The organism is Vibrio sp. Vb0888 (assembly GCF_033338835.1).
GTDB lineage: Bacteria > Pseudomonadota > Gammaproteobacteria > Enterobacterales > Vibrionaceae > Vibrio > Vibrio alginolyticus.
Genome location: NZ_JAWOTL010000008.1, coordinates 70,820 through 83,804, shown reverse-complemented (window position 1 = coordinate 83,804; position 12,985 = coordinate 70,820). Strand labels below are relative to the sequence as shown.

The window sequence follows — 12,985 nt, the reverse complement described above, 5'->3', positions numbered from 1 at the left end:
TGCAACTCGATGATAAAGATACAGAAAACTGTGAACATTAATCAGTTTACTGAACCTTATTCATATTAACCGCCGACTTTTTCACGCTTTTGAATGAGACCAAACAAAAACTTCTTAGCAGATTTTTGAATAAAAAATGAAATTTTAGAATTTCAGGTAATATAAACGCCCCGCCATAATGCTTGCATAACGATATCAATGGACGATGAGCAAGCACATGGCAACGAACGATTCAGTCACTTCTTTTCCTAAACCAAAGCCCCGGTTAGTTTCTGACAACCCAGTCGCTGGTGTTACTCGTTTTGCAAAGCAATCGCTACAGCCTGGTGAAGTCGCCTTAGTAGGTGCAGGACCAGGCGATCCTGAACTTCTGACGGTGAAAGCACTGAACTGCTTGCAGCAAGCTGACGTGGTTTTGTACGACTACTTGGTGTCTGAAGAAATCATGGCATTGATTCCAAGCGATACGATTTTGGTGTGCGTTGGGAAGCGAGCTGGGCATCACAGTGTGCCGCAGGAGAAGACGAATCAGCTTTTGGTGGATTTTGCCAAGCAGGGCTACAAAGTAGTGCGCATTAAAGGTGGTGATCCGTTTGTATTCGGTCGTGGTGGTGAAGAGTTAGAAGTGCTTGCAGATGCTGGCATTCGTTTTCAAGTTGTCCCTGGCATTACCGCAGCAGCTGGCGCAACCGCTTATGCTGGTATTCCACTGACTCATCGTGATTATGCGCAATCGGCCATCTTTGTGACTGGCCACTTGAAAGAAGAAAGTGATGAGATGGATTGGTCCACGTTGGCGCGTGGGAATCAGACTTTAGTGATCTACATGGGGCTGATGAAATCACACTATATTCAGAATCAACTCATTAAGCATGGCCGTTCAGCGTCGACTCCGATTGCCATTATTGAGCGTGGCACGCAGATTCAACAAAAAGTATTTACGGGAGAACTCTCCCAACTCTCTGATTTATCGAAGGAAGCACAGTCGCCATCTTTGATTGTTGTCGGAGAGGTAGTGCGACTGTCTCAAAAGTTAGACTGGTTTTTGTCTAGTACTGAATTCAACAAAAGTGCTATTGCCAACTCCATATAATTTCAGACCAAAGATTAGAGACGTAATGCGCCTTCAAGCTTAAAAAGGAAATACAAAACATGGACCAACAACGTTTAACTCACCTTAAACAACTCGAAGCGGAGAGTATCCACATCATCCGTGAAGTTGCGGCTGAGTTTGATAACCCAGTCATGATGTATTCGATTGGTAAAGACTCATCAGTGATGCTGCACCTAGCGCGTAAAGCTTTTTACCCAGGTAAGATTCCATTTCCATTGCTGCATGTCGACACCGATTGGAAGTTCCGCGAGATGATTGAATTTCGTGATCGCACCGCGGCCAAATACGGTTTTGAGCTTTTGGTACATAAGAATCCAGAAGGTCTAGCCATGGGCTGTAGTCCGTTTGTTCATGGTTCTTCTAAGCACACTGACATCATGAAGACTCAAGGCTTAAAACAAGCGCTTAACAAGTACGGTTTTGATGCGGCCTTTGGTGGCGCGCGCCGCGATGAAGAGAAATCACGGGCGAAAGAGCGCGTGTATTCATTCCGCGATAAGAACCATACATGGGACCCTAAAAACCAACGTCCTGAGCTATGGAAGACCTACAACGGTCAGGTTAATAAGGGTGAGAGCATTCGTGTATTCCCGCTGTCTAACTGGACTGAGCTTGATATCTGGCAATACATCTATTTAGAAAACATCGAGATCGTGCCGCTTTACCTCGCGGACAAACGCCCAGTTGTTGAACGCGATGGCATGCTGATCATGGTTGATGATGATCGTATGGAGCTTCAACCGGGTGAAGTGATTGAAGAGAAGAGTGTGCGCTTCCGTACCCTTGGTTGTTATCCATTGACTGGGGCCATCGAGTCTGAAGCAAACACTTTAACTGGCATTATCGAAGAGATGCTGGTGGCAACGTCGAGTGAGCGCCAAGGCCGAGCGATCGACCACGATCAGTCAGGATCGATGGAGCTTAAGAAACGTCAAGGTTACTTCTAAAGGATCTAAGGAAAGATAATGAACAGTGCAGTTGAAGCTCAATTAGCCGAGCTTGGTATCGAAGGCTATTTAACACAACACCAGTACAAGTCGTTACTTAGATTCTTGACTTGTGGCTCGGTGGATGACGGTAAAAGTACATTAATCGGTCGCTTACTCCATGACTCAAAACAAATTTATGAAGATCAGCTAGCGGCAGTGCACTCAGACAGCCAACGTGTGGGCACCACGGGTGAAAAGCCTGACCTTGCGTTGTTGGTCGATGGCTTACAAGCTGAGCGAGAGCAGGGGATCACGATTGATGTGGCTTACCGCTATTTCTCGACGCAGAAACGTAAATTCATCATTGCAGATACTCCTGGACACGAGCAGTACACACGTAACATGGCTACAGGTGCATCGACATGTGACTTAGCTGTGATTCTGGTTGATGCACGTAAGGGCATTCTCGATCAAACTCGTCGTCACTCTTTCATTTCCAACCTGTTGGGCTTGAAGCACTTTGTTGTGGCGATCAACAAGATGGACTTAGTGGATTACTCGCAAGAGCGCTTTGAAGAGATCCGCGACGAGTATTTGAAGTTCTCTGAGAATCTGACAGGAGATATTGATATTCAAATCATCCCGATCTCAGCGCTTGAAGGGGACAATGTGGTGGATAAAGGCCAAAACCTGACTTGGTTTAAAGGCCCATCATTGCTTGAGCTTCTTGAAACGGTCGATGTGGATCAAGAAAAAGGCGCGGGTGAGTTCCGCTTCCCTGTGCAATACGTTAATCGTCCTAACCTCGATTTCCGTGGCTTTGCGGGGACCATTTCTTCTGGTTCGATCAAAGTCGGTGATGCCATTAAAGCATTGCCATCGGGTAAAACGTCAACTGTGGCACGTATTGTGACATTTGATGGTGATATTGAAGAAGCTCGTGCCGGATTAGCTGTCACTCTGACGCTAAGCGATGAGATCGATATTAGCCGTGGAGATTTGATTGTTCTAGATAATGCTCAAGTGGAAACCACAAACCATTTGCTTGCCGATGTGGTGTGGATGACAGAGCAACCCCTGCAACCGGGTCGTGACTATGACATCAAAATCGCAGGTAAGAAAACCGTAGGTCATGTTGAAGCGATTCGTCATCAATATGACATTAATAATCTCTCGACTCATAGCTCGGCAGAGCTGCCATTGAATGGTATTGGTTTGTGTGAATGGTCTCTTAATGAGTCAGTCGCGCTGGACAATTATCAAGACTGTGCAGATACCGGTGGCTTTATCATTATCGATCGTCTGACGAACGTGACGGTTGGTGCCGGCATGGTTAAAGAGAGCCTCGCCGTGGTTGAGCGCGATTTGACGGACATCTCTGCGTTTGAAGTTGAGCTTAATGCGCTTGTCCGTAAACACTTCCCACACTGGGAAGCAAAAGACGTCAGCCAGTTTCTGAAAAAGTAACTGGCTCACCCAAGTACGATAATTTCAGGCACTGTTTGCTGTTGTACTTGGGGTGTCGCTACCTAACTGAATTGCGAAATGTCGTTAGGTATTCTCCTAATACCAGAATGCTTCGGTGGAGCCCAAGAAACCGAGCATTCTGATGTTCTTTTCGCTTGCGCTGATTTTTGTCTGTTTGCTCGTTTGTCGGTGATTCATGGATAAATGAGTCGTTGTTGTGCCCTTTAGGGCTATTTGGTAAGGAAAGGCTATGTGGGAACAAGGGTTTGTGTTAGCGATTTTGCTTGGCATTATCACTTGCTTGCTTGTCACGAAAATTAAGCCTAGTTATGTCTTTGCGGGTGCCGCTTTTATTGCATTCATGTCTGGGATGATGGATTCAGCCACTATCGCATCCAATTTTACCAACTCTTCATTGTTAACCCTGGTTCTATTGATTCTTGCATCCTGTGCTCTAGAAAAAACACTGCTGATCAGTTGGGTGAGCCGAAGTATCTCTGAGGGCCAGTTAGGCAGCGTGATTGCTAAGCTCGGTGTATCGACAGCCTTGCTCTCTTCATTTACGAATAATACCGCTGTGGTTGTCTCATTGATTGGGGCGATTAAGCGTAATCAGCAGCATGCACCTTCGAAATTACTTATTCCCTTGTCTTACGCCGCCATTTTTGGTGGCACATTAACTTTGATTGGTACGTCGACTAACTTAATCATCAACAGCTTTGTCGAAGACGCAGGCTTACCGAGCCTGAGCTTTTTTACACCCACGATGATAGGTTTGGCTGTGCTGGTGGGAGGGATGCTGATTCTTATCCCGCTCAGCTACTTGCTACCGAATTATGATGATCAAAACCAAGAAGATTTACCTTACTTTCTTGAGTCTCGCGTTGAGCCAGGCTCACCGCTAGTTGGGCGTACGATCAGCGAGAATAATTTACGTGCGCTGCGCAAACTGTTTCTTGCAGAAGTGGTGCGCGATGGTGTTACTGTTTCTTCTGTGGGACCGGATTTTGTGCTCAATGCAAAAGACCGCCTGTTATTTTGTGGCGATGTTGAGAGCGTCGCGACCCTGCAAGAAATTCCGGGCCTCAAGTTGTTTGGTCAGCAGCACTTAAATGGGCAAAACTTTATCGAAGTTGTGGTGAGCTCGTCGGCGACATTTTGCTACAAAACCCTCAAAGAGAGCCGATTCCGCGACCGATTCGATGCCGTTGTTGTGGCGATTCGCCGAGGCCACGAACGCCTAGAAGGTGGCTTGGGTAGCATTACCTTAGCGCCTGGGGACACGTTAGTTCTGGTTCCAGGCAAGCGTTTTGAGTCTGAACGCCGAGCTCATCGTAAAGAGTTTGTTTTAGTGCATGACTTGGACTCTAGCGCTCGGCTTGATACGAATAAGTCTTCTATTGTATTACTGGGCTTTGCAGCCGTAATTGGATGCGCTCTATTAGAGTTAGTACCGATTATTAAAGGTCTAGCTGCGTACCTTATCGCGCTTATTGCGTTTGGTATTGTGCAGATTTCAGAACTGCGCCGCCGTTTTCCGATCGATATCGTCGTGATTGTCGGTTCCGCTTTGTCTATTGCTCAACTGATGATCTCTTCTGGATTGTCAGAAAGAATGGGAGTGATGTTTATTGAAGCGTTTAATGGCTGGGGAGTATTTGGTGCCTTGGTGGCGACTTATATCATGACATTGGTACTCACTGAATTGGTGACAAACAATGCCGCGGCTGCGCTTTCTTTTCCTATCGGCTATAGCATGGCGGTGGGTTATGGCGTGGATCCGATGCCATTCATCATGGCGGTTTTGTTCGGCGCGAGTGCGAGCTTTATCTCTCCCTACGGTTACCAAACTAACCTGCTGGTGTACAGCGTAGGAAATTACAAATTGACCGACTACGTGAGAATTGGAGTGCCAATTTCGATTGTGTACTCTGTATTAGTACTTACTTTGATCCCGGTCTTTTTCCCGTTTTAATTCCGATATTTACAAGGATACGTTATGACTGCCGAAACGACGGTAAAAGATGAAAACATTGTTTGGCACCAGCATTCGGTTGATAAACAGTTTCGTGCTGAATTAAAGAAGCAAAAACCTGCCGTATTGTGGTTCACTGGTTTATCTGGAGCGGGTAAATCAACCGTAGCAGGGGCGTTGGAAAATCGCCTTGCAGCATTGGGTTACCACACCTATTTATTGGATGGTGACAATGTACGGCATGGTTTGTGTAGCGATTTAGGTTTTTCTGAACAGGACCGTCGCGAGAACATTCGTCGCATTGGTGAACTGGCGAAGTTGATGGCAGATGCGGGTTTAATTGTTCTGTCGGCGTTTATTTCACCGCATCGTGCAGAGCGGAAGTTAGTGCGCGATTTATTGCCAGAAGGCGAGTTTATCGAAGTGTATGTCAATGCATCTCTAGAGGTTTGCGAAGGTCGAGATCCTAAGGGTTTATACCGTAAAGCCCGTGCGGGAGAGATTCCTAATTTCACTGGTATTGATTCGGAATATCAAGCGCCAGAGAACCCTGAAATCGATTTGCCCGCGGGAGAAAAGAGTGTCGATGAGCTGGTGGATTTGTGCTTAATCGATCTTAAACAACGCGGTGTGATCCGATAAAAAAGCATTTAGATCATAGGTGACCTAAAGCTCTTTGAGCAGCTTGAGAAGTATTTGGATCATAGGTGATCAAATGCTTCTCAAGCTGGCTAGACGGTATGATGAACCGTACTTTTAGCTTCACTATGGACACTAAACCTATGATTTAACAGTGCAAGCATCTGATCGTAGTATTCGGCATGTGGTTTGTTTCCGAGTAAGGTACAGAGCTCATTACCTGTCGGTGTGAAGCGGTAATATAAAAGGCGGACACCTTTACTGTTTACGTTCAGTGACAAGTTTTTACCTTGGTAGGTGAGGACCAACGGTGTCTCGATACTAATTTCGCCAGATTCAAGTTCGGCACTGTGCAGCAGCCCTAATTCAATTAAGAGCAACAAGCTTGAATACGGCAGTTGAAAACTTCCCATATTTAGGCTGTTAGCGACGTCTCGCTTGCCGAAGCTAAATATGCCTCCTTGGGCTTTGTAACCAATCAGCAGTTTTCTGCTGTGATCCCCTCCAAAACTGCACGCTAAAGAGGCGGCTCTTTGCAGAGTTTGTGCTTCCTTTGGTGACATATCCTTGAGGGTTTTCAACGCTTTCATGGACGTTGAACCCGGATTGGTCACTTCACGCTTCATCACTTGAGCCCATAGCTTTTGCATCGCGCTGTTATGGATGTCTTGAGCCATCTCAAAAAATCGATGCAACCAATCTTGGTCTGGCTCTCCCGCTGTCTCATCTCGGCATGAACTGTGCGCTAATTTTAAAATCTGTTCTAAGTTTTTTTGTCGCTGCTCTTGGCGTCTTTGCTCTCGCAATTGGGCTCTTTCAAACGCAGATTTGGCTGGCGGTTCGGTTTGCAGTAAGGCGTCAAGACCGTGTATTTGGGCAATGGTTTTTACCTTACTAGCACTGTCTTTTATGTAGCCTTGTTTCTTTTCTTGTTGCGTATTTTTTTTTGTGTCTGACTGATGTTCGATGACAACAGGTTGCTTTGTCGGGTCTGCCATTCGTTTTCCTACCAAGAACTGCGCGGTTCGCACGTTTAAATTTACACCTTATCTGACCAAGCGACCAGACAGGAGTTCTCAGTTTTTGAACGAATAGGGCTATTCAAAATGATAATGAGTTGTTAAAATTGTTATCGTTATTTTGGAGGGGCTATGAAGTTCTCAGAAGCAGGTAAACTCAAAAAGCACCTGTCGATAGCGTTTCTTTTGGTTATTTATGTGGGCGTGTTAGCGTATTTATCTCGTTATATCGTGTAGCACAAAGCTAAAAAAGGCGCCAGTGTGACGCCTTAGGTGTAGCGAGGCTTATCGACGACTTAAATTACATATCGTCGTAGGCTTCTATTTCTGAACCCTCAATAACGTAAGCCGTTTCTGCCAGTTCGTGGTTTATCGTCTCAGTTTTCAACGTTCCAACCACATATATGACATCCCACAGCTCTTGAACTGGCGCGCCTTTCGGAAACTTCACATAAATGATCTGGTTTGGAGGCGGTGGTGGCACGTGAATACAAGCTCCAAAGTATGGCACCAATAAAAACTCGGTGACGGTATCGGCATCACCTTCAAGTGGGATAACAAACCCTGGAATTTTAACTTGGCTTCCGTTCAGTTCTGGTCGAACATTACCAATCTTGGATTGCTGCGCTGCGCCACCACTGTGATCAGATGCGGGCATGCCTATACTGTCGAACAATTTACGCTCTTTTTCTGGAACAAGGTCAATCCAGTCAAGCTTTAATGGTTCTTCGCTGGCCATAACAGGCGCTGTGAATGCGACGACCAGCAAGCAACTTGCGAGTATTTTTTTCCACATTTTATTAAATCCTTATTGTCATTCCGTCACTCAGTGACTGTCGGTAGGCGCGGAGTGCGGGAATGAAACCAATCACAATACCAGCGCATTGTACGAAACCTAATAGCATCCACTCATAAGTAGATAAGATGCTTAAGGTGAGATGTATTCCATAGTGCTGTTGGATGATCGGCTGCGCGATAGCAAGAATGGCATACAGCCCAGTAACGCCAGTAATAATACCAGCAGCAGTAAGCAAGCTGGCTTCACTAATTAAGAGTGAGAAAACATGACGAGGCCTTGCTCCCATGGCACGCAAAATCGCCATTTCACGGCGGCGTTCCTGTAGGCTAGTTAATAGACTGCTTAACATACCTAACAACCCTGCAATCACGACAAAACCAGATACTGCCATTAGGGCTTGCTCTGCAACCGACATCATTCCCCATAACTCATGCAACGCAACGCCGGGCATAATGGCGCTAAGCGGCTCTTTGGGGTAGGTGTTAATTTGTCTTTGCAGGGCGAAAGTTTGAATACGAGATTTCAAACCAACGAGCATAGCGGTAATTTGTTTGGGCTGAAAGTCTCTGTTTTTGAGATCTTGTGCCTTGGGTGTCGGGCCCAAACGCGCACCACTTTCCCATCCAACGTGAATGGCTTCGATGGCTTCCAATGATACATGGACAGTTTTGTCGACTGGTGTTCCTGTAGGTGCAAGGATACCGACAACTTTAAATGGCAGATTGTCATGACGGCTAAAGCCAACGTCGCTAATGCCGTGGGCAATGATGATTTCGCTACCGATATCATAACCAAGTTGTTTAGCGACATCAGAACCTAGCACGGTTTCAAATAAACCATTGAATTCTCTGCCCTTGCTAAATGTTAGTGGTTGCTTATTTCCAAACTTGTAATGCTCAAAGTAACTGTGATTGGTTCCCATAACTCGGAAGCCTTTATGCGAGTCGCCAAGCGAGATTGGAATAGCCCAATCGACTGAACGATGATTGGCAAACTCTTGGTAGCTTTTCCAATCGATGTTGTTGGTCGCATTACCAATACGAAACACAGAATAGAGCAATAGGTTCACTTGCCCAGAGCGTCCACCAATAATGAGGTCAGTGCCTGAAATTGTATTGGCGAAGCTATCCTTGGCTTGAGTTCGGATACGCTCGACGCCCAAGAGGAGTACCACTGAAATCGCAACGGTCATGATGGTTAGAATTGCCGTCGCTTTGCGGTTCATCAAGCTTTTCCAGGCGAGCTTTACAACAGTACTCATGATATGGCTCCTAGGCTAGATACTTGATTAATGTCGGGTAGATTGAGCGTGCGATCGAATAAGGGTTCGAGTGTTGGGTCGTGGCTAACGAATACCAGTGTGGCATTGGCTTGATTCGCTTGCTCCATAAGGAGCTCAATAAATGCTTTACGATTGTCATAGTCTAAAGCTGAGGTTGGTTCGTCAGCGATCACTAACTCTGGATGTCCTATCAGAGCTCGAGCCGCAGCCACACGTTGTTGTTGACCAATACTCAATTCAGAGACAGGGCGTGTATGAAGCTCGTTTGGCAAGTGCAGTCGTTCTAGTAGGGCCTGAGCCTGTTCATCTAACGTTTGAGATGAGGCACCTAAATGGGCACGGTCACGTCGTATTTTACTGAACTGACATGGCAATAGTACGTTTTCAAGTACGTTAAGGTACGGCAATAAATTGAACTGTTGAAAGATGTAGCCAATATGATTGGCGCGAAAGCGGTCTCTCTGACTGGCACTTAAACTAGCAAGGTCAGTATCGAGTACAGATAGAGAGCCTGAAGTTAATGTGTTAATCCCCGTCAACAAAGCGAGCAAGGTCGATTTACCGCAGCCACTTGGACCTTTGATAAACACATGCTCGCCTTGTGTAATGTGTAATTTGGGGATGTGGATGGTTGGGTTGGTTGAACCGGGCCAGAAAAATTGGGCATCCTCTAGCTCGACAACATTTGGTGTGGTTTCAGTCATATTAAATCACCAAAGCTGTGGCGTGTAAGTGGGTACTTACACGCCACTCGTGTTATTTGATTACGATTTGGGTGTTATCTTTGCTTAATTTAATTGCTGATTGCATGGTATCAGTGAATATATTGACGCTGATGGACTCTGTAGTTGGGAATTGGTTAAACCAATCGGTTTGGATTTGGCTAAGCTGATTAACTTGTTCGCAATTGAAGCGATATTGCACCGAAAATTCACCGTGACCGCCATGATCGTGCGCCTCATCATGATCGTCATGGTGGTCATGTTTATCATGATGTTCATTATGATCATGGTGTTCGTGTCCTTCATGATCGTGATGTGCATGGTCATCATGGTCGTGCTCACTATGATCATGTTCCTCATGAGTTTCGCTTAGGTTGTGGCTCACGTAAGCTTCTTCAACATTACAATCAGCTTGTGAGTTAATAGCGAACAATGCGTTGCTGTCTTCGAGTGTAGCGACGGCTTGTTTAAGCGCTTGCTCTTGTTGTGCGTTTTCTGGAGCATGTTCGAAACCCACAACATCAGCTCCAGGAGCTGTGATCTCTACTAACAGATCTTTGCCATCTTGGGCGATATTAAACTCGACGTGACCATGCACATGAGCACCATGCTGGCGGTATTCGTTTGCATTCGCTGCTGTCGATAAAGTGAGGCCAATAGCAAGGGCTAAAACGTGTTTTGATGACATTGTATTTTTCCTAATTTTACTGGCATTAACCAAAGGCGGTATTGCTCAGATTCGAGTTTCACTAAGTTATTGTTCCCTGACACACTAGGTGCGGAAATGAACTCAATAATTTTGAGTGTGGAATAGTTTGGAAATTAAGCAAAATAAGGAGGGGCACGAGCAGCGCCAAGAACTTCTTCGCCGTACACGAGATGCAAAAAAACATGATGATGCTGGGCGCGCGTAAAAGTCGGTGTAGAGAGGGTAGGTTGTACCTTTGCTATACCGTGCTGAACACCAGAAAATAATTGGCAATGATGATGGGTATGATGGTCGGGCGTCAGATCGACTTGATGAAGTACAACCGCAAAGTTCCAAGCGATCAGCAACGCAACACTGAAAAATAAAGCAGTGCGATACCAATATCTTAGTGTTTTTTGCTGGTGGTGGTACATCTGAGCTCCTCTTACCGACTGTTATAATATAACACCCATAATGAATAAAAGTTCACTCTTTTGTTGGCTAGCAGAAAAATTTAACTCCACACATACGTGCCGAAAAATATTGGTAATACTCTCTGATGAAAGTGTCGCACTTATAAAGAGCAGAGTTATCACTGCCCATGCTTCTAATCAAATTCATATAGCTCCTTACAACAAGAGCAAGGAGCCATTCAATGAAGCTAGATGTTCTGTTTAATAAGCTCAATGACTTTTGTTATCTCATCTTGCTCAAGTGCGCCCTCTTTGACGAACAGAATTTTGCCCGTTTTGTCTTGAACAATAATGGCCGAACTTTCTTCTTTCAGGTCCCAAGTATTAGCAACTACGCCATTTTCATCAAGAACCATGGATGACCAAGGAAACTCTTTTTTACTGTCTTGAGCTGAAGACTTCACGAAAGAGCCTGTCCCCCAAATTGCATCATCTTGGTTGATGATAGTCGTCGTCTGGTAGCTTTCTTGTGGAAAATTTGCCGCTGTTATTGCTGACATTAAAGGGGCATTCATCTCTTTTGAACTGCTACGGCCTGCAATGGCTTGAATGACACGAACTTTGCCTTGCATATGTTGAGTTGCCCAGGGTTGGTATGCAACGCCTTCGCCTTGTAAAACAATCTCGCCGTAAGCGGCAACATTGACAGGAGGAACGCTTTTTCCCACGGACAAGTTGTGTGCAAAGGTCAAGCTTGGCGTTAAGGCCAGTAATAGAGGTAGGAGAGTCTTAGTTTTCATATTGTTATATTCCGTACGAGGTTTGGAAGCTTCCAGTATATATCCAGATCCTAGAAATTTGTAGGACCGTTGATAACATTTATTTAACGTATGGAGTGGTGTAATCTTGCGTTATATTTAGAATTTGCTAAAATGAGTTCCGTCGCAAATTGCGCATTAAGATTGCAGAGGAAAAATAAGCAATCCGTGTTTTCTCAAAGGAATTGAGGTGAGTTATGCTACGTGAGTTTGCTGTATATCGACCATTACAAGTGGCCCGTTTTGTTAAAACGTTGTTCAAAGGTCAATTTTTTATTGTTGGGGTTGGCTGTTTTCAGTTCGACAATGGCAAAGTGTTACTACCTGACGTCAACGATCATAAAAGGCTCACCATCTTTAAAGAAGTCAACCAAGTGATAGCATCATTATCGGCTTAGTTAGCTTGGTACCCACTTAGATTTAGAAAAGAGCGACCATATCGGTCGCTCTTTTTGTTGCTGGTTAGGTTTATCCTTGGAGGCTTGGTGGGAAGCAAACTCCCGTTCCTCCGATGCCACAGTAACCATCAGGGTTTTTCGCCAAATATTGCTGGTGGTAGGTTTCCGCAAAGTAATACGGACCTGCTGGTTGTATTTCGGTGGTGATGTTCGCGCGTTGCTCTTCTTGCAGTGCTTGTTGATACAAGAGTTTCGATTTCTCTGCGCTCTCGAGCTGCTCCGTCGAATAAGTGTAAATTGCTGAACGATATTGAGTACCTAAGTCGTTACCTTGACGCATTCCCTGAGTTGGGTCGTGTTTTTCCCAAAAAACAGCCAGTAGCTTTTCTAATGAGATGACGCGTTCATCGAAAACGACTCGTACGACTTCTGTATGACCCGTTTTACCTGTACAGACCTCTTCATAGGTGGGATTGGGTGTGTACCCCCCAGCGTAACCGACCGAAGTAGATACAACGCCGTCGAGTTGCCAAAATACGCGCTCAGCGCCCCAAAAACAGCCCATTCCGAGCAAAATCTGCTGTTGGTGTGACGCCAGAGGCGCCTTTAGGTTAGATTTATTTACAAAATGATGATCGTCAATCTGCATTGGTTGATCTCTACCTGGCAAGGCATCTTCTATACTGATCAATGTTTGTTTGTTGAGCATGGTATTTGTCCTT

General features: G+C 45.4%; 14 protein-coding genes. 6 read left to right on the top strand and 8 right to left on the bottom strand.

Annotated elements, in window-relative coordinates:
- Positions 1-217: 217 nt before the first annotated feature.
- The 5 genes from cobA (at position 218) to cysC (ending at position 6,127) form a co-directional block, all read left to right on the top strand.
- Positions 218-1,093, top strand: coding sequence for a uroporphyrinogen-III C-methyltransferase (gene cobA, locus R7P72_RS13250; protein ID WP_017820291.1), 876 nt, complete (start codon positions 218-220; stop codon positions 1,091-1,093).
- Between the two features lie 59 nt (positions 1,094-1,152).
- Entirely contained in the window at positions 1,153-2,061 is a 909-nt protein-coding gene (gene cysD / locus R7P72_RS13245) for a sulfate adenylyltransferase subunit CysD (protein ID WP_005379592.1), read from the top strand.
- Between the two features lie 18 nt (positions 2,062-2,079).
- Complete coding sequence (gene cysN, locus R7P72_RS13240) at positions 2,080-3,510, top strand: sulfate adenylyltransferase subunit CysN (protein WP_017633444.1); 1,431 nt, start codon at positions 2,080-2,082, stop codon at positions 3,508-3,510.
- A gap of 250 nt (positions 3,511-3,760) precedes the next feature.
- On the top strand, positions 3,761-5,485 hold the full coding sequence (locus tag R7P72_RS13235; protein ID WP_186584488.1) for an SLC13 family permease: 1,725 nt from the start codon (positions 3,761-3,763) through the stop codon (positions 5,483-5,485).
- Positions 5,486-5,509: 24 nt separating this feature from the next.
- On the top strand, positions 5,510-6,127 hold the full coding sequence (gene cysC, locus R7P72_RS13230) for an adenylyl-sulfate kinase (RefSeq protein WP_005379598.1): 618 nt from the start codon (positions 5,510-5,512) through the stop codon (positions 6,125-6,127).
- A gap of 89 nt (positions 6,128-6,216) precedes the next feature.
- Here the strand turns inward: cysC and R7P72_RS13225 are convergent, their stop codons facing one another.
- From R7P72_RS13225 to R7P72_RS13195, 7 genes are all read right to left on the bottom strand, one after another.
- On the bottom strand, positions 6,217-7,122 hold the full coding sequence (locus tag R7P72_RS13225; protein ID WP_005379599.1) for a TIGR03899 family protein: 906 nt from the start codon (positions 7,120-7,122) through the stop codon (positions 6,217-6,219).
- 322 nt (positions 7,123-7,444) lie between these two features.
- Entirely contained in the window at positions 7,445-7,939 is a 495-nt protein-coding gene (locus tag R7P72_RS13220) for a DUF3299 domain-containing protein (RefSeq protein WP_005379600.1), read from the bottom strand.
- Positions 7,940-7,943: 4 nt separating this feature from the next.
- Positions 7,944-9,203 carry an ABC transporter permease gene (locus tag R7P72_RS13215; RefSeq protein ID WP_213907295.1) on the bottom strand — a complete coding sequence of 420 codons (1,260 nt, stop codon included), beginning with the start codon at positions 9,201-9,203 and terminating at the stop codon, positions 7,944-7,946.
- Positions 9,200-9,928 carry an ABC transporter ATP-binding protein gene (locus tag R7P72_RS13210; protein ID WP_025768356.1) on the bottom strand — a complete coding sequence of 243 codons (729 nt, stop codon included), beginning with the start codon at positions 9,926-9,928 and terminating at the stop codon, positions 9,200-9,202. Before R7P72_RS13210 ends, R7P72_RS13215 begins: the two co-directional genes overlap by 4 nt.
- Positions 9,929-9,980: 52 nt before the next feature.
- The gene (gene zrgA / locus R7P72_RS13205) at positions 9,981-10,634 is read right to left on the bottom strand and encodes a zinc uptake protein ZrgA (protein ID WP_025768357.1); all 654 of its coding nucleotides are present in this window, start codon (positions 10,632-10,634) and stop codon (positions 9,981-9,983) included.
- A 134-nt stretch (positions 10,635-10,768) separates the two neighbouring features.
- Positions 10,769-11,068, bottom strand: coding sequence for a DUF2607 family protein (locus R7P72_RS13200; RefSeq protein WP_005379608.1), 300 nt, complete (start codon positions 11,066-11,068; stop codon positions 10,769-10,771).
- Between the two features lie 227 nt (positions 11,069-11,295).
- Complete coding sequence (locus tag R7P72_RS13195) at positions 11,296-11,847, bottom strand: YtfJ family protein (RefSeq protein WP_005379610.1); 552 nt, start codon at positions 11,845-11,847, stop codon at positions 11,296-11,298.
- A 215-nt stretch (positions 11,848-12,062) separates the two neighbouring features.
- Between R7P72_RS13195 and R7P72_RS13190 the strand changes: the two genes are divergently transcribed.
- Positions 12,063-12,263, top strand: coding sequence for a DUF1107 domain-containing protein (locus R7P72_RS13190; RefSeq protein ID WP_005379612.1), 201 nt, complete (start codon positions 12,063-12,065; stop codon positions 12,261-12,263).
- A 70-nt stretch (positions 12,264-12,333) separates the two neighbouring features.
- On the opposite strand, the gene msrA is transcribed toward R7P72_RS13190, so the two are convergent.
- Positions 12,334-12,972: a peptide-methionine (S)-S-oxide reductase MsrA gene (gene msrA, locus R7P72_RS13185; protein ID WP_005379620.1), complete on the bottom strand. Its 639-nt coding sequence runs from the start codon at positions 12,970-12,972 to the stop codon at positions 12,334-12,336.
- Positions 12,973-12,985: the final 13 nt, after the last annotated feature.